25 protein-coding genes and 1 pseudogene are annotated in these 21,161 nt (G+C 61.4%); 14 read left to right on the forward strand and 12 right to left on the reverse strand.

Translation table 11 applies throughout. The features are described from left to right. From JNK99_RS16185 to folE2, 6 genes and pseudogenes are all read left to right on the forward strand, one after another. The coding region (locus tag JNK99_RS16185) for an IS3 family transposase (protein ID WP_291855039.1) at positions 1 to 256 on the forward strand (256 nt) is incomplete at its 5' end. Between the two features lie 154 nt (positions 257 to 410). Beyond that, a pseudogene (locus JNK99_RS16190) lies at positions 411 to 548 on the forward strand (ISAs1 family transposase); the annotation flags it as partial. A gap of 81 nt (positions 549 to 629) precedes the next feature. Next, positions 630 to 914: an exodeoxyribonuclease VII small subunit gene (locus tag JNK99_RS16195; protein ID WP_291855042.1), complete on the forward strand. Its 285-nt coding sequence runs from the start codon at positions 630 to 632 to the stop codon at positions 912 to 914. Beyond that, positions 911 to 1,834: a farnesyl diphosphate synthase gene (locus JNK99_RS16200; RefSeq protein WP_291855046.1), complete on the forward strand. Its 924-nt coding sequence runs from the start codon at positions 911 to 913 to the stop codon at positions 1,832 to 1,834. Before JNK99_RS16195 ends, JNK99_RS16200 begins: the two co-directional genes overlap by 4 nt. A gap of 48 nt (positions 1,835 to 1,882) precedes the next feature. Next, on the forward strand, positions 1,883 to 3,766 hold the full coding sequence (gene dxs, locus JNK99_RS16205; protein ID WP_291855049.1) for a 1-deoxy-D-xylulose-5-phosphate synthase: 1,884 nt from the start codon (positions 1,883 to 1,885) through the stop codon (positions 3,764 to 3,766). A 19-nt stretch (positions 3,767 to 3,785) separates the two neighbouring features. Next, positions 3,786 to 4,610: a GTP cyclohydrolase FolE2 gene (gene folE2 / locus JNK99_RS16210; RefSeq protein WP_291855052.1), complete on the forward strand. Its 825-nt coding sequence runs from the start codon at positions 3,786 to 3,788 to the stop codon at positions 4,608 to 4,610. Positions 4,611 to 4,706: 96 nt separating this feature from the next. On the opposite strand, the gene rplS is transcribed toward folE2, so the two are convergent. From rplS to rpsP, 4 genes are all read right to left on the reverse strand, one after another. Continuing rightward, a complete protein-coding gene (gene rplS / locus JNK99_RS16215) occupies positions 4,707 to 5,051 on the reverse strand; it encodes a 50S ribosomal protein L19 (protein ID WP_291855054.1) in 345 nt (114 codons plus the stop codon). Position 5,052: 1 nt separating this feature from the next. Next, positions 5,053 to 5,880: a tRNA (guanosine(37)-N1)-methyltransferase TrmD gene (gene trmD, locus JNK99_RS16220; protein ID WP_291855056.1), complete on the reverse strand. Its 828-nt coding sequence runs from the start codon at positions 5,878 to 5,880 to the stop codon at positions 5,053 to 5,055. After that, positions 5,877 to 6,383, reverse strand: coding sequence for a ribosome maturation factor RimM (gene rimM / locus JNK99_RS16225; RefSeq protein WP_291855059.1), 507 nt, complete (start codon positions 6,381 to 6,383; stop codon positions 5,877 to 5,879). Before rimM ends, trmD begins: the two co-directional genes overlap by 4 nt. 66 nt (positions 6,384 to 6,449) lie before the next feature. After that, entirely contained in the window at positions 6,450 to 6,704 is a 255-nt protein-coding gene (gene rpsP, locus JNK99_RS16230) for a 30S ribosomal protein S16 (RefSeq protein ID WP_291855062.1), read from the reverse strand. 321 nt (positions 6,705 to 7,025) lie between these two features. On the opposite strand from rpsP, the gene JNK99_RS16235 reads away from it, so the two are divergent. Continuing rightward, positions 7,026 to 8,546 (forward strand): hypothetical protein, encoded by a 1,521-nt coding sequence (locus JNK99_RS16235; RefSeq protein ID WP_291855065.1) that lies wholly within the window; start codon positions 7,026 to 7,028, stop codon positions 8,544 to 8,546. Here JNK99_RS16235 and JNK99_RS16240 read toward each other — a convergent pair. Then, on the reverse strand, positions 8,543 to 9,352 hold the full coding sequence (locus JNK99_RS16240; RefSeq protein WP_291855068.1) for a YihY family inner membrane protein: 810 nt from the start codon (positions 9,350 to 9,352) through the stop codon (positions 8,543 to 8,545). The two genes, JNK99_RS16235 and JNK99_RS16240, sit on opposite strands and share 4 nt — an antisense overlap. Positions 9,353 to 9,405: 53 nt before the next feature. Between JNK99_RS16240 and wrbA the strand changes: the two genes are divergently transcribed. Both wrbA and JNK99_RS16250 read left to right on the forward strand, forming a co-directional pair. After that, positions 9,406 to 10,002 (forward strand): NAD(P)H:quinone oxidoreductase, encoded by a 597-nt coding sequence (gene wrbA, locus JNK99_RS16245; protein WP_291855071.1) that lies wholly within the window; start codon positions 9,406 to 9,408, stop codon positions 10,000 to 10,002. Further along, positions 9,999 to 10,343: a DUF2069 domain-containing protein gene (locus JNK99_RS16250; protein ID WP_291855074.1), complete on the forward strand. Its 345-nt coding sequence runs from the start codon at positions 9,999 to 10,001 to the stop codon at positions 10,341 to 10,343. The genes wrbA and JNK99_RS16250 overlap by 4 nt, the downstream gene beginning before the upstream one ends. 48 nt (positions 10,344 to 10,391) lie before the next feature. Here the strand turns inward: JNK99_RS16250 and JNK99_RS16255 are convergent, their stop codons facing one another. The 5 genes from JNK99_RS16255 to JNK99_RS16275 form a co-directional block, all read right to left on the reverse strand. Next, the gene (locus JNK99_RS16255) at positions 10,392 to 11,930 is read right to left on the reverse strand and encodes a 2-isopropylmalate synthase (RefSeq protein ID WP_291855076.1); all 1,539 of its coding nucleotides are present in this window, start codon (positions 11,928 to 11,930) and stop codon (positions 10,392 to 10,394) included. 275 nt (positions 11,931 to 12,205) lie between these two features. Continuing rightward, positions 12,206 to 12,979, reverse strand: coding sequence for a CDP-diacylglycerol--serine O-phosphatidyltransferase (gene pssA, locus JNK99_RS16260; RefSeq protein ID WP_291855079.1), 774 nt, complete (start codon positions 12,977 to 12,979; stop codon positions 12,206 to 12,208). 173 nt (positions 12,980 to 13,152) lie between these two features. Next, the gene (gene ilvC / locus JNK99_RS16265; protein WP_291855083.1) at positions 13,153 to 14,169 is read right to left on the reverse strand and encodes a ketol-acid reductoisomerase; all 1,017 of its coding nucleotides are present in this window, start codon (positions 14,167 to 14,169) and stop codon (positions 13,153 to 13,155) included. Between the two features lie 36 nt (positions 14,170 to 14,205). After that, a complete protein-coding gene (gene ilvN / locus JNK99_RS16270; protein ID WP_287463933.1) occupies positions 14,206 to 14,697 on the reverse strand; it encodes an acetolactate synthase small subunit in 492 nt (163 codons plus the stop codon). Positions 14,698 to 14,708: 11 nt separating this feature from the next. Beyond that, positions 14,709 to 16,421, reverse strand: a complete 1,713-nt coding sequence (locus tag JNK99_RS16275; RefSeq protein WP_291855091.1) for an acetolactate synthase 3 catalytic subunit — start codon at positions 16,419 to 16,421, stop codon at positions 14,709 to 14,711. Positions 16,422 to 16,557: 136 nt separating this feature from the next. Between JNK99_RS16275 and JNK99_RS16280 the strand changes: the two genes are divergently transcribed. Genes JNK99_RS16280 through JNK99_RS16295 form a run of 4 tightly spaced genes read left to right on the forward strand, consistent with a single transcriptional unit; the run spans position 16,558 to position 18,543 of the window. Beyond that, a complete protein-coding gene (locus tag JNK99_RS16280) occupies positions 16,558 to 17,121 on the forward strand; it encodes an RNA polymerase sigma factor (RefSeq protein ID WP_291855106.1) in 564 nt (187 codons plus the stop codon). Continuing rightward, a complete protein-coding gene (locus JNK99_RS16285) occupies positions 17,118 to 17,495 on the forward strand; it encodes a DUF3619 family protein (protein ID WP_291855094.1) in 378 nt (125 codons plus the stop codon). Before JNK99_RS16280 ends, JNK99_RS16285 begins: the two co-directional genes overlap by 4 nt. 11 nt (positions 17,496 to 17,506) lie before the next feature. Continuing rightward, positions 17,507 to 18,118: a DUF3106 domain-containing protein gene (locus JNK99_RS16290; RefSeq protein WP_291855109.1), complete on the forward strand. Its 612-nt coding sequence runs from the start codon at positions 17,507 to 17,509 to the stop codon at positions 18,116 to 18,118. Continuing rightward, a complete protein-coding gene (locus JNK99_RS16295; protein WP_291855097.1) occupies positions 18,118 to 18,543 on the forward strand; it encodes an RDD family protein in 426 nt (141 codons plus the stop codon). The genes JNK99_RS16290 and JNK99_RS16295 overlap by 1 nt, the downstream gene beginning before the upstream one ends. Before the next feature lie 7 nt (positions 18,544 to 18,550). Here JNK99_RS16295 and lptG read toward each other — a convergent pair whose 3' ends face one another. Then, the gene (gene lptG / locus JNK99_RS16300) at positions 18,551 to 19,639 is read right to left on the reverse strand and encodes an LPS export ABC transporter permease LptG (RefSeq protein WP_291855100.1); all 1,089 of its coding nucleotides are present in this window, start codon (positions 19,637 to 19,639) and stop codon (positions 18,551 to 18,553) included. Next, positions 19,636 to 20,715, reverse strand: a complete 1,080-nt coding sequence (lptF, locus tag JNK99_RS16305) for an LPS export ABC transporter permease LptF (protein WP_291855103.1) — start codon at positions 20,713 to 20,715, stop codon at positions 19,636 to 19,638. Before lptF ends, lptG begins: the two co-directional genes overlap by 4 nt. 74 nt (positions 20,716 to 20,789) lie before the next feature. Here lptF and JNK99_RS16310 point away from each other — a divergent pair. After that, a partial coding sequence (locus JNK99_RS16310) for a M17 family peptidase N-terminal domain-containing protein (RefSeq protein ID WP_291855112.1) occupies positions 20,790 to 21,161 on the forward strand: 372 nt, incomplete at its 3' end.

A 21,161-nucleotide genomic window follows, 5' to 3' on the forward strand; every position in this document is an offset into this window, starting at 1 on the left:
GAAACAATTCGGCATGATGGCCTCGATGAGCCGTCAAGGGAACGGCTGGGACCATGCCCCGATGGAGCGTTTCTCGGGGTCACTGAAAAATGAACTGGTGCATCACCAGCGCTTTGTCACGCCCGAACAAGCCCGGCAGGAAATCACCGAAGACATTGAGACCTTCTACAATCGTATCCGCAAGCAGGCTCGACTTGGCTATCTATCGCCTACTGCATTCAACCAGCAGTACTATCCAAAACAGATGGCCGCTTAATCCGTTGGACTCTACGGTTGACGACCTACCTCAAAGATCGCCTTGGTAGCTTGCGCATGAGCAAGCTTCTGACCACGCTCGACGCCATGGTCAGAAGCGGCGAACCTTGGGACAAATCGCTTCACGGCGCTTGACTTTGAAGACGGTTACTCAGAACGTCGCGGTCCTGCGCCAGTTCGTCTTGAACCTCCTGCGCCTTGTGCCGGTGAAATGCAAAGGCGGACTCAAGGTCCAGCACCTCATCGCCGCCACTTCCGATAGCTTCCGCGCCGAACTTCCATGTCTCGTATAAGATTGATGCAATCACCCTGTTCCATTTGACCGCGAGCCCACTAATAAGCTATTTTCGTCAGCTTTATCGACGCCTATCCCAATGCCATCGATGACCTCCGAAATCCCTGCCGGTTCAGCTACCAGTCCGACAGCAAACACCATCGGCGAACTGAAGTTCGAAGCGGCTCTGGCCGAACTCGAGCAGATCATCCAGAACATGGAAGGGGGTCGCCTGCCGCTCGAGGAATCCCTGGCGGCGTATCGACGCGGCAGCACCTTGCTCAAGCATTGCCAGCAGCAGCTAAACGATGCCGAACGCCAGATCCAGATTCTCGAAAACGGTGCGCTGCGCGATTTGGCGCCGGATGGTGGAGAAGCACGATGAGCATGCCCCCCCCGCAGCCGGACAATTCATCCGCACTGCCCTTTCCCGACTGGATGCGCAGCGTGCAGACGCGGCTCGACGCTGCGCTGGGCCGCTACCTGCCCCCCGCCGAGGCGATCCCCGCCCGCCTGCACCAGGCGATGCGCTATGCCAGCCTGAACGGCGGCAAGCGCGTCCGGCCATTGCTCGTCTTTGCTGCCGGCGCGCTGAGCGATGCGCCCCTGCCGCGACTTGAGGCAGTCGCCAGCGCCATCGAACTGATTCACAGCTATTCGCTGGTGCACGACGACCTGCCGTGTATGGACAACGACGTGCTCCGACGCGGCCGGCCGACCTGCCATGTCGAATACGACGAAGCAACCGCCCTGCTGGTCGGCGACAGTCTGCAGTCGCTCGCTTTCGATATCGTGGCGCGCGAGGATTTCGGTGACAGCCGGCGGCAACTCGAAATGCTGCGCCTGCTGGCGCGCGCCAGCGGCTCTTGCGGCATGGCTGGCGGACAGGCGATCGATCTCGAGTCGGTCGGCAAGAGCCTCAACCAGCCCGAGCTCGAGTTGATGCACGCGCTCAAGACCGGCGCCCTGATCCGTGCCGCGGTATTGCTCGGCAGCCTGTGCGGAATGGCGCTGGGCGCTGCCGAACACGAGGCGCTCGACCGCTTTGCCAAACGCGCCGGTCTGCTCTTCCAGGTAGTCGACGACATCCTCGACTGCACGGCCAGCACGGCCACCCTGGGCAAGACGGCCGGCAAGGACGCCGCCACCGCCAAACCCACCTACGTCAGCCTGCTGGGGCTGGAGCGGGCCCGTGAGCTGGCCGCCGACCTGCGGCAACAGGCCCTTGGCTCGCTGACCATTTTCGGCCAGGCGAGCCAACGTCTGATCGAACTGGCCGATTTCATCACTCAGCGCAAATTCTGACGACCGCCTCTGTCGGCGGCCTGGCGCTTCTGCAGGACAACCAAACCAATGAGCCGTTACCCCCTTCTCGACACCATCAGCGACCCGGCACAGATGCGCAAGCTCGACCGCCGACAACTGCCGCAATTGGCCGACGAGCTGCGTTCTTTCCTGGTGGAGTCGGTCGCCAGAACCGGCGGGCACCTGTCGTCAAACCTCGGGACGGTGGAGCTGAGCATCGCCCTGCATCACGTTTTCGACACACCGCACGACCGCCTGGTGTGGGATGTCGGACACCAGACCTACGCCCACAAGGTGCTTACCGGCCGCCGTGCCGGCATGGCCCGGCTGCGCATGCACGGCGGCGTCTCGGGTTTTCCGAAACGCAGCGAGAGCCCCTACGACACTTTCGGCGTCGGGCATTCGTCGACCTCGATCTCGGCCGCACTGGGCATGGCACTGGCCGCCAAGATCAAGGGCGAGACGCGCAAGGTGGTGGCGATCATCGGCGACGGCGCGATGTCGGCCGGCCAGGCGTTCGAGGCGCTGAACAATGCCGGCGTGGCGGATGCCGACATGCTGGTCATCCTCAACGATAACGACATGTCGATCTCGCCGGCGGTGGGCGCCCTCAACCGTTACCTGGCGCGTCTTTTCTCGGGCAGCAGCTTCAACAAGGCACGCAAGGCGGGCGAGAAGATGCTCGACTTCTCGCCCTCGCTGCGCGAGTTCGCCAAACGCGCCGAGGAACACGTCAAGGGCATGCTGACGCCCGGCACCCTGTTCGAGGAAATGGGTTTCAACTACATCGGCCCGATCGACGGCCACGACCTCGAATCGCTGGTGCCGACGCTGCACAATCTCAAGCACCTGAAAGGGCCGCAGTTCCTGCACGTGATCACCAAGAAGGGGCAGGGCTACAAGCTGGCCGAAGTCGATCCGATCCTCTACCACGGTGTCTCGAAATTTCGGCCCGATGTCGGCATTGCCGGTGGATCGGCTGGCGGCAAGCCGAGCTACACGCAGGTTTTCGGCGACTGGCTGTGCGACATGGCAGCGGCCGACCCGAAACTGGTCGGCATCACTCCGGCGATGCGCGAGGGCTCGGGCCTGCTGCGCTTCAGCGAACGCTTCCCGGAGCGCTACTACGATGTGGGAATCGCCGAGCAGCATGCCGTCACTTTCGCCGCCGGCCTCGCTTGCGAAGGGCTGCGACCGGTGCTGGCGATCTACTCGACCTTCCTGCAGCGCGGCTACGACCAACTGGTGCATGACGTGGCGCTGCAGAATCTGCCGGTGGTCTTCGCGCTCGACCGCGGTGGCCTGGTCGGTGCCGACGGCCCGACGCATCATGGCGCCTTCGATCTCTCCTTCCTGACCTGTATCCCCAACATGGTGGTGATGACCGCTTCGGACGAGGACGAGTGCCGCAAGATGCTGACCACCGCCTACCGCCTCAACGGACCGGCCGCCGTGCGCTACCCGCGCGGCAGCGGGCCCGGAGTGGTGATTGACAAGCAACTCGTCGGCCTACCAGTCGGCAAGGGCGAAATCCGGCGGCACGGTCAGCAGGTCGCTTTGCTGGCCTTTGGCAGCATGCTGACACCGGCGCTGGCGGCGGCCGAGGACCTCGATGCGACGGTCGCCAACATGCGCTTCGTCAAACCGATCGACCGCGAGCTGATCATTGCGCTGGCCGAGGAACATTCGCTGCTGATCAGCGTCGAAGAGAATGCCTTGATCGGCGGTGCCGGCAGCGAAGTGGCGCGCCTGCTCGCCGAGTTGAGCAGCCCGCCGCGGCTGTTGCGCCTGGGCATACCGGACCGCTTCATCGAGCATGGCGACCAGGCAGTCCTGCTGAACGAAATCGGGCTCGACCGCAACGGTATCGTACAGGCGGTACGCGCCGAGCTGGGCAACACGACGACTTCGGATGAGGCGTCCTCGCAATAACAAACCATCAGGAGCAGCAATGAACGCCCCCGAAACACCACGCAGCCCCGCTGCCATGGCCGATGTCCAGGGCTCGGCCGATACCCGCCGGATCGCCATCAACAAGGTGGGAATCAAGGCCATGCGTCATCCGGTCAAGGTGCTCGACAAATCCGGCGGCATTCAGCACACGATTGCGCTGTTCAACATGTATGTCGGTCTGCCACACAATTTCAAGGGCACGCACATGTCGCGCTTCGTGGAGATTCTCAACAGCCACGAACGTGAAATTTCGGTCGGCAACTTCCCGGCAATGTTGCAGGAAATGGTCACCCGGCTGGAAGCGGAAACCGGCCATATCGAGATGAGCTTTCCCTATTTCATCAACAAGGCAGCACCGGTTTCGGGCGTGCAAAGCCTGATGGACTACGACGTCACCCTGACCGGCGAGATCTGCCACGGCAGGATCGAATCAACGATCAAGGTGGCCGTTCCGGTCACCAGCCTGTGCCCCTGCTCGAAGGAGATTTCCGAGCGCGGCGCACACAACCAGCGCTCCGCGGTGACCGTCACGGTGCGCATCAACGATCATCTGTGGATCGAAGAACTGGTCGGAATCGTCGAGGCGCAGGCGTCCTGCGAGCTGTACGGCCTGCTCAAGCGCCCGGACGAAAAGTACGTCACCGAGCTGGCCTACGACAACCCGAAGTTCGTCGAGGACATGGTGCGCGACGTCGCCGCGCGCCTCAACAGCGAGCGGCGCATCGATGCCTACGTGGTCGAATCCGAAAACTTCGAGTCGATCCACAATCATTCGGCCTACGCTCTGATCGAAAATGACAAGTGCCCCGCCAGCCGCGCCTGAGTACAGCACAAAAGAAAAGCCGGGCGGCGTCGGCAGACTCCATCCGGCTTTTGTTCAGTGCCGCAAGGGAAACACTCAGCGCTGCTTGCGCACCAGCTATTCCTTGATCCGCGCCGACTTGCCCGAACGCTCGCGCAGGTAGTAGAGCTTGGCACGCCGAACATCGCCACGTCGCTTGACCTCAATCGACGCAACCAGCGGCGAGTAGGTCTGGAACGTGCGCTCGACGCCCTCCCCCGATGAGACCTTGCGCACGATGAAGCTGGAGTTGAGTCCGCGGTTGCGCTTGGCGATCACCACGCCTTCGTAGGCCTGCAGACGCTCGCGCGTTCCTTCCTTCACCTTGACCTGGACGACCACCGTGTCACCCGGTGCAAAAGCCGGGATGACCTTGCCCAGACGGGCAATTTCTTCTTGCTCGAGTTGCTCGATCAGATTCATTCTATGAACTCCATGGATGAGAATCACCTTTATTGTCCTGACCGCATTGCTCCTGAAACTTCATCAGGAGTTGCGTTTCCGATTTCGACAGGGAGCGCCCCGCCAGCAGCTCGGGGCGCCTCTGCCATGTCCGACCCAGCGCCTGTTGCAGGCGCCAGCGCCGTATCTCCTCGTGGTGACCGGAAAGCAGCACTTCCGGCACCCGCGACCCGGCATATTCCTCGGGTCGCGTGTAGTGCGGGCAGTCCAGCAAGCCCGCCACAAAAGAATCCTGTTGCGCCGACTCGACGTCGTTCAACACCCCCGGCAACTGCCTGACGACAGCGTCCAGCAGCGCCATTGCCGGAATTTCCCCCCCGGAGAGAACGAAATCCCCGATTGAAATCTCTTCATCGACACAGCGTTCGATGAGCCGCTCGTCAATTCCTTCATATCGCCCGCACACCAGGACCAGCCCTTGGCCAGCCAGCGCCAGGTGTGCCACCCGCTCATGGGTCAGCAAGGACCCCTGCGGCGACAGACAGATGACCCGGGTGGCCCCTGCGCCGGACGCCTGCTGCCGCGCTTTCGCGGCCGCGACCGCCGCTTCGAGCGGCTGCGGCATCATCACCATGCCCGGCCCACCGCCGTACGGACGATCATCCACCGTACGATGCCGGTCCGCGGTGAAATCACGCGGATTCCACAAGCGCAGGGACCAGAACCCGCATTCCAGTGCCCGGCGTGTCACTCCCGAACCGGTCAGCGCGACAAACATCTCCGGGAACAGGGTCACCACATCAGCCACCAGCGGTCCGACTACGGGCAGCGACCCCTCTGCCGAAGTCACCAGTCAGCCTCCCAGTCCACCTGCAGCCTGCCGGCCACAAGATCCACCTCGAGGACGACCGCCCCGACGAAGGGCAACAACCTTTCGTCGGATTCGCCATCGCTCACCCGCAGGACCGTGTTGGCCGGAGTGTCGATCAGACCAACCACCCGCCCCAGCGACTGCTCCCTGAGATTGATCGCTTCCAGGCCAATCAGGTCGGCCCAGTAATATTCGTCCTTGGCGGTCGGCGGCAGCTCCGCCCGGGGAACCCCGACCAACACGCCACGCAAGGCCTCCGCGGCGGTACGATCAGGTACACCCTCCAGGCGCGCAAGCAGCAGGCCGTGGCGTACCGAGCATTTGATCAGTCTCGTCTGCTGCCACAGATCGGGTGCCTCGCTTTCCCGGCCCAGCCACCAGTGTGGCAGTCGCGCCCAGCCGGGTGGGTCGTCTGCCAGCGGATGGACGCGCAACTCACCACGCACACCACTGGCTGCCCCGATCCTGCCCAGAACAACCATGTCCGAAGTCAGCGCACTGCTTTCCGGAACAGTGCATCCGGCCACACCGGACGAAGCGGACAATGCCTAGGCTGCCACCTTGGCAGCCGACTGCTTGAGCAGGCGGGTAACCGTCGGCGAGGCCTGTGCACCCTGCTGCTGCCAATAACTCAGACGGTCAGCGGCAACGTGCAGACCCTGCTCCTTGTCCGACGCCAACGGGTTGTAGAAACCGATGCGTTCGATGAAGCGCCCGTCGCGGCGCGCGCGGGAATCAGCCACCACCATGTTGTAGAATGGGCGTTTCTTGGCGCCACCACGGGCGAGGCGAATAACAACCATGTGAGTGTCTTCCGAATCCAGGAAAAGGGAGCGATTATAACAGAAAGGGTACAAAAAGAAGCCCCGATGGAGACAATCGGGACGAATGGCTCCTTCCCGACCGGGGCTGGGGCTGCCAACCGGTTGCGATCTCGCATCGAAGTCGCATTCCCATTGATCACGCCGCACAGGTATAATCCAGAACAACGGTGAACCTAACGCAACACATTGATTTTATGGCAGGCTCACTCCCGTACAGCAACCGTCCAGGACCGCCGCCTCGCGGCACGCCGGGGTAGGGCTGACCGTGTCACGACGTAACCCCCTTTGGCAGGTGGCCTGATGACCGAGACCGCTCACACCCCTTCCGGCGCAGATGGCGGCGCTGCGCCCCTGTCAGGCATGCGTACCATTCTGCAGTGGCTGGAGTTGCCACTGGCACCCCACCCGGCCGAAGAGCTGCCGTCTTTACGCTCGCATCTGATCGCCTTGCGCGACGTCGAGGGCAGCAGGCAGCAACGCGCCCTGGTACTCGACGGTCTGTACAGGCGCAGCAGCACGGTGATCGCGAGTCTCCTCCCGGCGCTCGGTAGCGAACTGGTCCTGCCGGTGCCACGCCGCGAGCGGCGAATCGTCCGCAGTGTGCTCGATCTCCTGCAAATGCTCGCCGATGACACGGTGGCGCTGCTCGATACCGAGACTCCCGCCAGGAAGAGCCCGGACCCCTGCCTGACGCCCGAAGTTGTCCTGTGGCACAGCCTGGATGCACTCGCCAAACAGTTACTGATCAGCCACTTGATTGCCTGCCCCGCCAGAACGGGGGCCTGGCAGCAGCTGCATCGGACCTACGCCACTGCCACGCGCCTGCAGTTGCATATGGCAACCCCGAGCGGCGCGTCACATAATCTGCAGGACATCTATCATGCGGCAGTGCTGCTCGGCTGCGCCCAGCCTGCATCGCTGACCCCGCGCGAGGTATTGTTCCTGGCGACTTACTTCGAACGCTTTGCCGACCTGATCAAGCCTGTGTCGAGCACGGCGACGCAGGCCGCCGATACCTTCTGGATCGATCCGGCGCGCGACCTGCCAGCCGTATCTTCCTTGCGCAAGGCAACGCAGGCGCCAGGCGTTGGCTTTTCCTGTGCGCGGATCTGCCTCCTGCTGAAGACGCAGATCGATCGACTGGAGGCCGGCGCACCGCCACCGGAACTCAACCTGCCCGACTTCGCAGGCACACCCGCCGGACGCGGTGTTCTCCAGCGCCTGTCGATGCGCTGGGGCGACTCCGGAAAACGTCGCTTCAAGCGGCGCAGACAGAATCACCGGACGCTCCTCGCCGCCGGCATCGACGGACTGTGGCAGTTGAGCAGCAAGGGCGAAGCGGCGAACGTCGATCTGTCGACCTGGATGATCACCAACGAGAGTCCGGACGGCTATTCGGTGATGCACGTCTCCGGCAAACCCGGCGCGCTGACGGTCGGTGATGTGGCCACGGTCCGCACCGGGTCGGACCAGAACTGGCAGATCTGCATGGTCCGCTGGGCGGTCTCGGAGAATCCGGAGCACCTTGAACTCGGCCTGCAAATCCTGGCGCCGCGGGCGGTTCCCGCCATCCTCGCTCAACCTTCCGACAGCCAGGGCACCGAGCATCTGCGCGTCCTGATCCTGCCCGAGATTCCCAAGCTGCGCGCCAGCCAATCGCTGGTCGTTGCTGCGGGCGCCCTGCCCAAGGAGACCAAAAAACTGCTGCTGGTCATCGAAGACGAGAACCTCATTGTGCGCGAGGTCACCCCCACCTGCGTGGACGAGCAGACCAGCAGCGTCGAGATCCTGTCGATCGAGCCCGACCAGAATCCTTTCTAGTCCGACACCGCGTCGTCCATGGAAATTCGAAACTCCGGCAGGGTGGCGGCCACCAGCGCTCCGAGCAGAACCACCGCCCACGACAGATAGAGCCAGAGCAGGAACACCGGCAGTGTGGCAAACGTCCCGTAAACCGCGGCATACGAGGGAAAGTTCGCCAGGTAGAGTTCGAAACCCTGCTGCATCAGGAGAAAGCCGAGCGTTGCCAGCAATCCGGCCCAAGCCGCATCGCGAGGCGCTACCCGCGTGTTGGGCAGGGCATGATAGAGCCCACCCAGAAACAGCCCGGCGATCATCAGCCCGAGCCCCCGGAAGAGTAATCGTCCGAGCCACGGTGGTTCGTGCAAATAGCCGAGCGAGGTGGTTACAGCGTATGAAGTGGCCAGCAGGACCACTCCGATCACCAGGGGCCACAAGGCAATCAGGCCGGCAAAGAGGCGCAGGCGGCGCCACCACGGGCGCGTTTCCCTGACCAGCCAGACATGATTGAAGGCTCGCTCGATGGTCAACAGAAGCATCACCGCAGTCGCCACCAGGACCAGCGAACCGACCGCCGTGACCTTGAGCGCTTGCTCGGAGAACTGCAAGACGTACTCGATGATCTTCCCGGCACTCTGCTCGGGAAGGAAGCTGCGGGCCAGAAACAGCTCGAGTTGCTCAACAATGCTCGGAAAGAAGGGCACTGCAGCAACGATGCTGAGCACCACGGCAACCAGCGGTACCAACGACAGGAGCGTGGTGAACGCCAGGCTGGCACTGATCTGGTCGAAATTCTCCTCGACGAAGCGACGCGCGATGCGCGCCACGAAACGACGCCAGGGAAAGGGAGGGGCCGACATAAGGCAGATATAATAACGCCATGTCGGAAATTCTCGTTCTTTACTACAGCCATCGGGGTTCGGTACGGGCGCTCGCGCAGCAGATCGCGCGCGGCGTTGAATCGATCGTTGGCGTTACCGCCCGTCTGCGCACGGTGCCCAAGGTAAGCTCAGCATGCAGCACCAGTGAACCAGAAATTCCGTCGGCAGGCGCACCGTATGTCGAGGCCGCCGACCTCGCCGAGTGCATCGGCCTGGCGCTCGGCAGTCCGACCCGCTTTGGCAACATGGCCGCACCCATGAAGTACTTTTGGGATGGTACGGCGGCGCAATGGTCTGCCGGAACCCTGACCGGCAAGCCGGCCTGCGTCTTCACCTCGACGGCCAGCGCGCACGGCGGTCAGGAAAGTACGCTGCTGGCGATGATGTTACCCCTGTTGCATCACGGCATGCTGCTGCTCGGCCTGCCTTACAGCGAGGCAGCCCTCTCCTCGACGCACAGCGGTGGCACGCCCTATGGTGCCAGCCATCTGGCTGGCACGGACGGCAACCCGACGCTCACCGACGAAGAGCGCCAACTCGCCTTCGCGCAGGGACGCCGGCTGGCGACCATTGCCCTGAAGCTGCGCGCCGGATGATCCGCAGCCTCTATCTGGCCGCCTGCAGCAGCCTGATTGCGCTGATCTTCCTCTGTCTTGCCTGGGAACTGCGCCTGGCACCGATCGTACCGGGGGGCTCATGGCTGGCCCTCAAATGCCTGCCGCTCCTGGCACCGCTGTTCGGCATCCTGAACGGACGCCGCTACACCTACCAGTGGTCGTCGATGCTGATCCTGCTCTATTTCACCGAAGGAATCGTGCGCGTGACCACCGAGCACGGTACAGGGCAATGGCTGGCCGCCGCCGAAATCGCCCTATCGCTGATCTTCTTCTGCACCTGCGTCGGCTACGCCCGGCTGACCCGCCCGTCCGCCCGATGACGGCGTGAGCAGGCGGGGCACGCATCAGACAGCCGCCGAAGCCTGCCCTCAGACGTCGCCCTGCGGGTCCAGACGATCCGGAAACTGCAGCTTGTTCAAGGCGTTGAGATAGGCCTTCGCGGAAGCAATGACGATGTCGGTGTCCGCACCGTTGCCATTGACGATCCGTCCCTCCCTGGCCAGCCTGACGGTCACCTCGCCTTGTGCATCAGTGCCCGTGGTGATCGCATTGACCGAGTAGAGCAGCAACTGAGCGCCACTCGTGGCAATCGACTCGATCGCCTTGAAACTTGCGTCAACCGGCCCGCTGCCGATTCCCGAGGCCTTCCGCTCGACCCCGCCCACCGTCAGCGTGACGTCCGCAGCCGGCGTCTCACCGGTTTCGGAGCAGACGCGTGAGTAAACAAGTTTGAAGTATTCGCCATCCGGCAACAAATCCTCATCGGACACCAGAGCCTGCAAATCTTCATCAAAGATCTCGTGCTTCTTGTCGGCAAGCTCCTTGAAACGGCCAAATGCAGCATTCAACGCTTCCTCGGTGTCGAGGACGATTCCCAGCGCCGACAGGCGTGACTTGAAAGCATTGCGCCCCGAGTGCTTGCCCAGCACCAGTTTGTTCTGCGCCCAGCCGACATCCTCGGCGCGCATGATCTCGTAGGTTTCCCGGTGCTTGAGCACACCGTCCTGGTGAATCCCGGATTCGTGCGCAAAAGCGTTGGCACCAACAATCGCCTTGTTCGGTTGCACCGGATAGCCGGTGATCTGCGAAACCAGTTTGGACGCCGGAACGATCTGCGTCGTGTCGATGCGGGTCTGCACCGGGAAAAGGTCTCCACGCGTGCGCACCGCCATGACCACTTCCTCGAGCGATGCGTTGCCTGCCCGTTCGCCAAGACCATTGATCGTACACTCGACCTGGCGGGCACCACCCAGCACAGCCGACAGGGAGTTGGCCACCGCCATGCCGAGATCGTTATGACAATGTGTGGACCACACCACCCGTTGCGCGCCCGGGACCCGCTCGATGAGCGTGCGCATCAGCTCACCCCACACCGGGGGAACACTGTAACCTACGGTATCAGGCACGTTGATGGTGGTTGCCCCGGCATCGATGACGGCCGCGAAAACCCGGCAGAGAAAGTCAACCTCGGAACGTACCGCGTCCTCGGCCGAGAACTCCACGTCATCGGTATATTCGCGTGCCCAGTGCACCGCCTTGACCGCGGCTTCCACCACCTGATCCGGTGTCATGCGCAGCTTTTTCTCCATGTGGATCGGGCTTGTCGCGATGAAGGTGTGAATCCGACCCCGCGCGGCGGGCGCAATTGCCTCGCCGGCGCGGCGAATGTCATTCTCGCTGGAGCGGGCCAGGGAACAGACGGTCGACCCCTTGATGGTCCGCGCGATGGTCTTGATGGCTTCGAAGTCACCCGGCGATGCCGCCGCGAATCCTGCCTCGATGACGTCGACATGCATCCGCTCCAACTGGCGCGCAACGCGCAACTTCTCTTCCTTCGTCATTGAAGCGCCGGGGCTCTGCTCACCGTCACGCAAGGTCGTGTCGAAAATCACCAGATGCTCTTTCATATTCTGACTCCGGATGGAACGATGTGAATGCCCTGTTCCGGTCACCCTAGCTGGGCAACCGACCAGAAATGCGAACAGGATAGGGGGAGAGTTTTCTTAGCGCTTGACGCGCAGCAGCGGCCTTGCCAGCGGCAGGGCACGGCGCGAGGTGAAGCGGGAAGAGAGATGGTGCTGCCTCATGTGGCGGACTATAAACAGTTTCGAATCATCGTGTCAATGTGGTCGCGACAACCATTCGACGCACACAACAAGGCTTGCCGCAGACCTGTGCCGACTCAGGAGAGCGGCCCGGCAGGCGGTGTCTGTTTGCGCCTGAGCATGCCGGTCAGGGCTAGAACATAACCGGACAGGCCATAGGCAACAAACAGACCGAGCAGGGCGACGGGCGTATCGTAGGACAGGACAGCGAAACCCAGTGCGATAGCGACGACGGCAATAAACGGTACGCTGCGCCGCAGGTTGATGTCCTTGAAGCTGTAGAAGCGGACATTCGAGACCATCGAAATACCCGCGAAGATGACCAGCACACAGGCAAACCAGCGCACGTCGGTAGCGGCGATACTCTTGTCCACCATCACCCAGAAGAAACCGGTGACCAGTGCCGCCGCGGCCGGGCTGGGCAAACCCTGGAAGTAGCGCCGATCCATCACTTCCAGCGTCGTATTGAAGCGTGCCAGGCGCAGCGCTGCTCCAACGCAATAGATGAACGCGGCAATCCAGCCGAGTCGCCCCATGTCCTTGAGCGCCCAGGCATAGATTACGAGCGCTGGTGCGACGCCGAACGAGACCATGTCGGACAACGAATCGTACTCGGCGCCGAAAGCGCTTTGCGTACGCGTCATGCGCGCCACACGCCCGTCGAGGCCGTCGAGAATCATTGCCACGAAGATGGCTACCGCCGCCTGTTCGAAGCTGCCGCTGATTGCTTGAACAATGGCGAAGAAGCCACAGAACAGTGCCGCGGTGGTGAACAGATTGGGCAGGACGTAAATGCCTCGACGCCGCAACTCGGGGTTGAACAGTGTCTTGCGAGGCTTGATTTCGAGCATTGCGTTATTGGCTGGAATCAGGCGCTGGCCGGAACGGCCAGGGCAGCGCGACGGTTAACGGTCCGGGTCCTGGCGCCCGTCTCACGACGGACAGGCATTGAAGTGCTCGACCAGGCAAACAGGGGGCAGAAGTACGCCTGGCATCCTCCTGCCCGGGCAAGACGGCAAATCAATCAGTTCTTGCTCTGATCGACCAGACGGTTCTTCTTGATCCAGGGCATCATGTCACGCAGCTTGGCGCCAACCGTCTCGATCTCGTGCTGCGCCGTCAGTCGGCGACGAGCAGTCATCGCCGGATAGTTGGTGCGCCCTTCGAGGATGAACATCCTGGCGTAATCCCCATTCTGTATCCGCTTGAGTGCAGCACGCATCGCGGCACGGGAAGTGTCGTTGATCACCTCGGGACCGGTCACGTACTCACCATACTCGGCGTTGTTCGAAATCGAGTAGTTCATGTTGGCGATACCGCCTTCGTACATCAGGTCAACGATCAGCTTGAGTTCATGCAGGCACTCGAAGTAGGCCATTTCGGGCGCGTAACCCGCCTCGACAAGGGTCTCGAAGCCCATCTTGACCAGTTCGACCGCTCCACCGCAAAGCACGGTCTGCTCGCCAAACAGGTCGGTTTCCGTCTCTTCCCGGAAGTTGGTTTCGATCACGCCGCCCTTGGTACCGCCATTGGCCGCTGCGTAAGAAAGGGCGATGTCCTTCGCCTTGCCGGAACGGTCCTGGTGCACGGCAATCAAGGATGGCACACCACCGCCCTTGAGATACTCCGAGCGCACCGTGTGCCCCGGTCCTTTCGGCGCGATCATGATCACGTCAAGGTCATCGCGCGGCACGACCTGGTTGTAATGGATATTGAAACCGTGGGCAAACGCCAGCGCTGCGCCCTTCTTCATGTTTGATGCCACGTCCGCGTTGTACACCTGCGGAATCGTCTCGTCGGGCAGCAGAATCATCACCACGTCGGCACCCCTGACCGCTCTGGCAACCTCTTCCACCTTCAACCCGGCGTTCTCCGCCTTGCTCCAGGATGCCCCATCCTTGCGCAGACCGACCGTCACCTTGACACCGGAATCATGGAGATTCTGTGCGTGTGCATGGCCCTGTGAACCATAACCAATGATGGTGACCTTCTTGCCCTTGATCAGGGAAAGGTCGGCGTCCTTGTCGTAAAAAACTTTCATTTGATTTCCTCTTCTTGCTGGTGTCGGTCAGTCTGCTCAGACCTTTAGAATGCGCTCGCCACGGCCGATGCCACACACCCCGGTGCGGACTGTCTCGAGAATCAGCCCGGCGTCGATCGCCTGGATGAAGGAGTCGAGCTTCGCCCCGCTGGCAGTCAGCTCAATGACATAGGTCGACTCGGTGACATCGATGATGTGCCCGCGGAAGATATCGGCCAGACGCTTCAGTTCCTCGCGGTCCTTGCCGGTCGCACGCACCTTGATCAGCATCAGCTCCCGTTCGATATGCGCAGCCTCGGACAAATCGACCACCTTGATGACATCGATCAATTTGTTGAGCTGTTTGGTGATCTGTTCGATCACCGCGTCGGTCCCCGAAGTGACGATGGTCAGGCGTGAGAGCGAGACGTCTTCGGTCGGCGCTACCGTCAGAGTCTCGATGTTGTACGCGCGTGCCGAAAAGAGACCAGCAACCCGTGACAACGCACCGGCTTCGTTCTCCAGGAGAATTGAAATGATGTGTCGCATCTTGCCTTCCCTTACAGGTCTTCGGTCAGGATCATGTCGGCCAGCCCTTTGCCGGCGGCCACCATCGGAAAGACATTGGCCTTCTGATCGGTAATGAAATCGATGAAGACGAGGTCGTCCTTGTAATCAACGAAAGCCTTGTGCAGCGCGGCTTCGACATCTTCCGGTCGTTCGACGCGAATCCCGACGTGGCCATAGGCCTCGGCCAGCTTGACGAAATCAGGCAATGAGTCCATGTACGACTCGGAGTACCGGCTACCATAGAACATCTCCTGCCATTGCCGCACCATGCCCAGGTAGCGGTTGTTGAGGTTGATGATCTTGATCGGCAGACGAAACTGCTTGGCAGTCGAGAGTTCCTGGATACACATCTGGATCGAGCCTTCGCCGGTAACACAGACGACCTGCGTCTCCGGATGCTGCAGCGCCGCGCCCATGGCGTAGGGCAAGCCAACACCCATGGTGCCAAGACCACCCGAGTTGATCCAGCGACGTGGCTCGTCGAACTTGTAGTATTGCGCTGCCCACATCTGATGCTGGCCGACGTCGGAAGTGACTATCGCCTTCCCTCCCGTCACTTCATAGAGCTTTTCGATCACGTATTGCGGCATGATGACGCTCTTCTTCCTGACGTATTTCATGCACTGCTTGGCACGCCAGCCCTCGATCTCCTGCCACCAGGCGGCCAGCGTCTCGGGATCGGGTCCGGTATTGCCGGCGTCGAGCAAACGAACCATTTCCTCGAGCACATCCGGAACGTTGCCGACGATTGGCACATCGACCTTGACCCGCTTGGAGATCGACGAGGGATCGATGTCGACGTGTATGATCTTGCGCGGCAGCGAAGCGAAATTGTCCGGATTGCCGATCACGCGATCGTCGAAGCGAGCACCAATGGCGAGGAGCACATCACAGTGCTGCATGGCCAGATTGGCCTCGACGGTGCCGTGCATTCCGGGCATGCCGAGGAACTGGCGATCGGTCGCCGGATAGGCACCCAGGCCCATCAGGGTATTGGTGATCGGAAAGCCCAGGCGACGCGTCAGGCGCGTCAGTTGCTCGGCGCCATTGGCCAGAACGACTCCGCCACCCGTATAGATCATCGGCCGCTTCGCCTCGAGCAGCAGGTGTACCGCCTTCTTGATCTGCCCCAGGTGCCCCTTGACCACCGGATTGTACGAGCGCATCTGGATGGTTTCCGGATACTCGAACTTGCACTTGGCCGCTGTCACGTCCTTCGGAATGTCGACCACCACGGGGCCCGGGCGGCCACTGTTGGCAATATAGAAGGCTTTCTTGATGGTCTGCGCCAGCTTGTGCACGTCATTGACCAGGAAGTTATGCTTGACGCAGGGCCGTGTGATGCCAACCGTATCGCATTCCTGGAAGGCATCCTGCCCGATGTAGTCGTTTGGCACCTGCCCCGAAATGACTACCACCGGGATCGAATCCATGTATGCCGTAGCAATGCCGGTCACCGCATTGGTCGCGCCGGGGCCGGATGTGACCAGCGCCACACCGACCTTGTGCGACGAACGCGCCAGACCGTCGGCCGCGTGTACCGCCGCCTGCTCATGGCGGACCAGGACGTGCTTGACCTGATCCTGCTTGAAAAGCGCATCGTAAATATGGAGAACGGCCCCTCCCGGATAGCCGAACACATATTCGACCTTTTCTTCCTGCAGGCACCTGATTACAATCTCCGCACCGGTCATCATCGTCATTGCCGTCGCCCCAGCAAGCAAATATGCTCGAAAAAAGTCTGCAACATTAAAGCTTTGGCCCCGATTGGTCAAGGCATTCACGACGACCGACAACCGCGGAATCGACTCCCAACCCGAAAACGCAAGGATTCTCGCTCTGGCCAGCCCACGCGAACTGTCAGATTTCCTCACTGCAGTCGAACGTCGTGCATTCAAGCAGGCAATGTTCGCCGTGCATAATGAAGAATCCGCGCTGGACATCGTCCAGGACGCGATGATGAAGCTTGCCGAAAAGTATGGTGACCGCCCGTCGACCGAACTGCCAATGCTCTTCCAGCGCATCCTGCAGAACACCATCCGCGACTACTATCGGCGCAGCAAGGTGCGCTCGCTGTGGACCACCCTGCTGTCGGCCCTCTCGCCGACCGACGATGAAAACCATGACCCACTCGAAAGCATCGGCGGCGAGTCCGGGTCCTATAGCCATCAACTGCCCGACGATCAGCTGCAGCAATCCCAACTCCTTGCGATAATTGAAAAAGAAATCGAATTGCTGCCCGCGCGTCAACGCGAAGCCTTCCTGCTGCGTTATTGGGAAGATATGGATGTTGCCGAAACAGCTTCTGCCATGGGCTGCTCGGAGGGCAGCGTCAAGACGCACTGCTCGCGTGCCAATCACACCTTGGCCGCAGCACTGAAGGCCAAAGGAATTACACTATGAACGAACTGCATTTTGCCTACAAGCTCAGACAACACCTGAATGGAGGACTGCACGACCTGCCCGCCGAAACAGTTGGCCGCCTGCAGGAAGCAAGGCGGCGCGCGCTGGCGCGGCAAAAGGTCGCCGTGTCTCAGTCGGTACTGGCCGGAGCGGGGAATTTTCTGCAGCACCATTTCGACAACCTCCGCCTCAAGCAGGTGGGACTGGCTCTGGCGGTCGCACTCGGCGTCACCACGTATACCTTCTGGTATGCGGACCAGAGCATCGCCGACCTGGAGGTAGTCGATAGTGCGCTGCTGGCCGATGACCTGCCAATCGCAGCCTTCACCGACAAGGGCTTCAATGCATGGTTGAAAAGCTCGGCGCCGCAATAGTCCTGGGAAGCATGATCGTGCTCTCGGCTTGGGCTGAGGTACCTGGTCCTTCTGCCATTGTCACACCACCACAGCCCCAATGGACCGAGCTGACCGTGGAGCAGAAGGTCGTCCTCGCCCCGCTGAGTGACGATTGGGATAACCTGGAGTACAGCCGTCAGAAGAAATGGCTGGGGATCGCACGACGCTTCGCCACCATGACGCCGGAAGAGCAGCGGAGAATCCAGGGCCAGATGCAGGAGTGGGGCAAGCTCACTCCCGAACAACGGCGCCTGGCGCGTGAAAACTTCATCACCGCCAACAGGCTGCCGCTCGAGAAGAAAGAGGAACTCCGACAGAAATGGGAGGCCTACTCAAGCCTGCCGGAAGAAGAAAAGGAACGGCTCAAACAGCAGGCAGCGAGCAAACCGGTGCCCAAACCGGGACGAGGACAGCTCGGCACGCCGCTTGGCGACTTGCCGACGACCCATCCGTCCGTCACGTCGGCAGCCAGCATGGCCAAGCCGCCAGCTCCGTCACAACCGACCACCGCTGCAACGGCGGCTCCCCCGCCACAGCCAGCCACCGCGGCGACGTCTTCCACCGAAACCTCTCCAGCCAGCACAGCGGAAGTCAGACACTGATGCCGGCGCGACAGCCCGGCGAGCCTCCCGGGGTCCTGCGTCGTCTGGCCAGCATGTGTTATGAAGCGCTGCTCCTGCTTGGCGTTGTCGCCGTACTGCTGGTCCTGCCGCACGTGCTGCTGGGCGCTTTCGCGCACCGCCTGGCATCCCCGATCCTTGTCCAGGCACATTTGTTCGTCCTCCTGCTGGTCTATTTCCTCTGGTTCTGGAGCAACGGCGGGCAGACACTGGCAATGAAGACCTGGCGCATGCGTCTGGTGAGCCGCGACGGTCTGGCGGTCCGACCTTCCCGGGGATTGCTGCGCTTTCTCCTGTGCTGGCCCAGCATCCTGCTTGGTGGCGTCGGAATCCTCTGGGCGCTGTTCGATAGCGATCGACAATTCCTCCACGACCGGTTGGCCGGCACGCGCCTGGTCATGACCTGACACCGGATCAGCGCCGCTCCACCCACCAGATCAGCAGTCCCGAGGCCAAAAGGAACAGGATCGACGGCGTCGCCGCGCTGAACAGCGGTGACCAGCCGTTGATCGCGCCCAGATTCGAGAACAGTCCGTTGAGCATGTGGTACAGAATGCCAATCATCACGCCGACAAAGATCTGAAGGCTAATGCCGGCCGACCTGAAGTGCCCTGCGGAAAAAGGCAGGGCGAGCGCGACCATCACCAGACCGGCGAGCGGGTAAACCATCTTCTTCCAGAAGGCAATCTCGTAGCGGTTGGTCTGCTGCCGATTCTCCTCAAGGTGTTTGGTGTAAGCGGCCAGATGGCGCAGCGACATACGACTGGGGGTGACCATCAGGACGGCGAGAATTTCCGGACTCAGGGCGGAACGCCAGGACATCTCGGCCAGCTTCTGCAATTCGGCGCGGTCGTCGTGTAGCTCGGTATGCGCCACATCGGTCAGCCGCCAACCTTCCTCTTCTGAAAACTCGCCTGCAGCGGCCTCCGTTACCGTGCGCAGCCTACCCGAATCGTCAAACTGGTAAATGAGAATGCCGCGCAAACGCGTGTCCGACAGAACCAGACGAATATTGATGAAACTCTTCTCGTCTCTGACCCAGAGGCCTGACCGCAGGTTGCGCACGCTCCGCACGTCCTGGACGCTGCGGCCTCGTTCCTTCAGACGTAACTGATTGGCCGCATGTTCGGCGGGTGGAGCGACATACTCGCCAATCAGGAAAGCAAGCAGCCCGAACACTGCTGCAACCTGGAACAAGACCAGCAACAAGGCGCCAAAAGACAGGCCCGACACCCGCAACACGGTGATTTCCGAGTGGCGCGACAGTATTGACAGGGCATAGAGCGTGCCAATCAGGATGGCCAGAGGCATCAATTCATAGGCACGCCCGGACAGTCGCAACATCACAAAAGCAAACGCATGCTGCAACTGATAGCCGCCTTTGCCCAGATTGCCCACCTCGCCAAGCATGTCGAAAAACGCGAACAGCGCCAGGAAGGCCAGCAGCACCAGCAGGATGGCAGTCGCCACCTCACGCGCGATGTAGCGCTGATAGACTTTCATCGGGACAGCCGGATGAAGGACGACACGGCAATCCGCTGGTAGAAAAGGACAGGCAGGAGAGCGAGCATCAGCAGATGAACGCCAACCATGGCGACAGCAAACGTGACTTTTCCGCTCGCCACCCAGCCTTGACTGATGGTCACCAGATTGTTGTAGAACAGATATGCCAGAATCGCCAGCAGCATGTTCGCTGAACGTCCGGCACGCGGATTGACGAAGGAGAGCGGGATCGACAGCAAGGCCAGCACGACAGCCGAGATCGGCAGGCTCAGTCGGGAGAGCAATTCTGCCCGATAAGGTCGTGAGTCAACCGCCAGCAATTCCAGCGTTGGCATGTTCTGCGGAGTCCGCACAATACCCCGAGCCTCCCTTGTCTCCAGGCGTACCGCGTAGCGTGAGTAATCAAGAACGCTGAATTCGGGGGTCCCGGGCCTGAACTCGTAACGTCGCCCGTCCTGCAGAACGATGAACCGGTCACCATTCTCGGCGATTTCCTGGTGCCCGGTACCCGCCACGGTCAAGCCCAGACGGTCGGACTGGGTCTCGCTGACGAACACATTGCGCACGTAACTCGTGTCGTCGGCGACTGCCTCGACAAAGACCACGCGATTGCCCGTCGACGACTCCTGAAAAGTGCCGGGTGAGACCTGCCCCGCATCCTTGCGCGCACTCAGTTTGCCTCGATACTCGGCGCTCTCCGACAATGCCCAGGGGGAAAGAAAGAACGCCAGCACGGCGATGGTCGCCACCAACGGTGTGGCAAAGCTGATCACCGGTCGAATCCACGCAGTCAGGGAAAGACCGCAGGAAAACCACACGACCATCTCGGAATCCCGATAGGCCCGGGAAAGGGTCAGGAGAATGGCGACAAAGAGGGCCAGCGACAAGAGGTGTGGCAGGTAGTTGAGCGCTGAAAAGCCCAGGAGCGCGGCGACCGCCTCCGGCTCAACCTTGCCCTGAACGGCTTCGTTGAGCAGTCGAATCAGCTGCGTCGTCATCATGATGGCGAAGAGCGCAGTGAAGATACCGGCGGCCGACTGGGTAAACTCGCGCCGCACAGCGCGCTGAAAGATCATTCTTTGACTTTGGTGAAAAACTGCAGTGATAATCGGTTTTTCGGATGAAGCACGCATTGCCTGAGGAGGGGTCGGTGGAATTTAGCATAAAAAGTGGTAGCCCGGAGAAGCAACGCAGCGCCTGCGTGGTGGTTGGCGTCTTCGATCCGCGCAAGCTGACGCTGTCCGCTGAACTGCTCGACAACGCCGCGCGCAACCACATTTCAGACATCATCCGGCGCGGCGACATGGAGGGCAAGATTGGCACCACACTGCTGCTGCATAACGTCCCGGGCACCCTCTGCGACCGTGTATTGCTGATCGGGCTCGGCAAGGAAAAGGAGTTCGGTGACAAGGAGTACTGCGAGGCGGTGCACAGCGCCGTGCGGACCCTGAATGAAACCGGATCGTTTGACGGCACCGTCTTCCTGACCGAAACCTCCGTCCGCAAGCGCAGCGCCGCCTGG

Origin of the sequence: Accumulibacter sp., from assembly GCF_016789985.1 — a bacterium.
Taxonomy (GTDB): Bacteria; Pseudomonadota; Gammaproteobacteria; order Burkholderiales; family Rhodocyclaceae; genus Accumulibacter.

Excerpts from the sequence above, each read along its gene's own strand:
- JNK99_RS16195 (WP_291855042.1), top strand. The coding sequence starts at position 630 with ATGCCATCGATGACCTCCGAAATCCCTGCCGGTTCAGCTACCAGTCCG.
- JNK99_RS16200 (WP_291855046.1), top strand. The coding sequence starts at position 911 with ATGAGCATGCCCCCCCCGCAGCCGGACAATTCATCCGCACTGCCCTTT.
- dxs (WP_291855049.1), top strand. The coding sequence starts at position 1,883 with ATGAGCCGTTACCCCCTTCTCGACACCATCAGCGACCCGGCACAGATG.
- folE2 (WP_291855052.1), top strand. The coding sequence starts at position 3,786 with ATGAACGCCCCCGAAACACCACGCAGCCCCGCTGCCATGGCCGATGTC.
- rplS (WP_291855054.1), bottom strand. The coding sequence starts at position 5,051 with ATGAATCTGATCGAGCAACTCGAGCAAGAAGAAATTGCCCGTCTGGGC.
- rimM (WP_291855059.1), bottom strand. The coding sequence starts at position 6,383 with ATGGTTGTTCTGGGCAGGATCGGGGCAGCCAGTGGTGTGCGTGGTGAG.
- rpsP (WP_291855062.1), bottom strand. The coding sequence starts at position 6,704 with ATGGTTGTTATTCGCCTCGCCCGTGGTGGCGCCAAGAAACGCCCATTC.
- JNK99_RS16235 (WP_291855065.1), top strand. The coding sequence starts at position 7,026 with ATGACCGAGACCGCTCACACCCCTTCCGGCGCAGATGGCGGCGCTGCG.
- wrbA (WP_291855071.1), top strand. The coding sequence starts at position 9,406 with ATGTCGGAAATTCTCGTTCTTTACTACAGCCATCGGGGTTCGGTACGG.
- JNK99_RS16250 (WP_291855074.1), top strand. The coding sequence starts at position 9,999 with ATGATCCGCAGCCTCTATCTGGCCGCCTGCAGCAGCCTGATTGCGCTG.
- JNK99_RS16255 (WP_291855076.1), bottom strand. The coding sequence starts at position 11,930 with ATGAAAGAGCATCTGGTGATTTTCGACACGACCTTGCGTGACGGTGAG.
- pssA (WP_291855079.1), bottom strand. The coding sequence starts at position 12,979 with ATGCTCGAAATCAAGCCTCGCAAGACACTGTTCAACCCCGAGTTGCGG.
- ilvC (WP_291855083.1), bottom strand. The coding sequence starts at position 14,169 with ATGAAAGTTTTTTACGACAAGGACGCCGACCTTTCCCTGATCAAGGGC.
- ilvN (WP_287463933.1), bottom strand. The coding sequence starts at position 14,697 with ATGCGACACATCATTTCAATTCTCCTGGAGAACGAAGCCGGTGCGTTG.
- JNK99_RS16275 (WP_291855091.1), bottom strand. The coding sequence starts at position 16,421 with ATGACGATGATGACCGGTGCGGAGATTGTAATCAGGTGCCTGCAGGAA.
- JNK99_RS16285 (WP_291855094.1), top strand. The coding sequence starts at position 17,118 with ATGAACGAACTGCATTTTGCCTACAAGCTCAGACAACACCTGAATGGA.
- JNK99_RS16290 (WP_291855109.1), top strand. The coding sequence starts at position 17,507 with ATGATCGTGCTCTCGGCTTGGGCTGAGGTACCTGGTCCTTCTGCCATT.
- JNK99_RS16295 (WP_291855097.1), top strand. The coding sequence starts at position 18,118 with ATGCCGGCGCGACAGCCCGGCGAGCCTCCCGGGGTCCTGCGTCGTCTG.
- lptG (WP_291855100.1), bottom strand. The coding sequence starts at position 19,639 with ATGAAAGTCTATCAGCGCTACATCGCGCGTGAGGTGGCGACTGCCATC.
- lptF (WP_291855103.1), bottom strand. The coding sequence starts at position 20,715 with ATGATCTTTCAGCGCGCTGTGCGGCGCGAGTTTACCCAGTCGGCCGCC.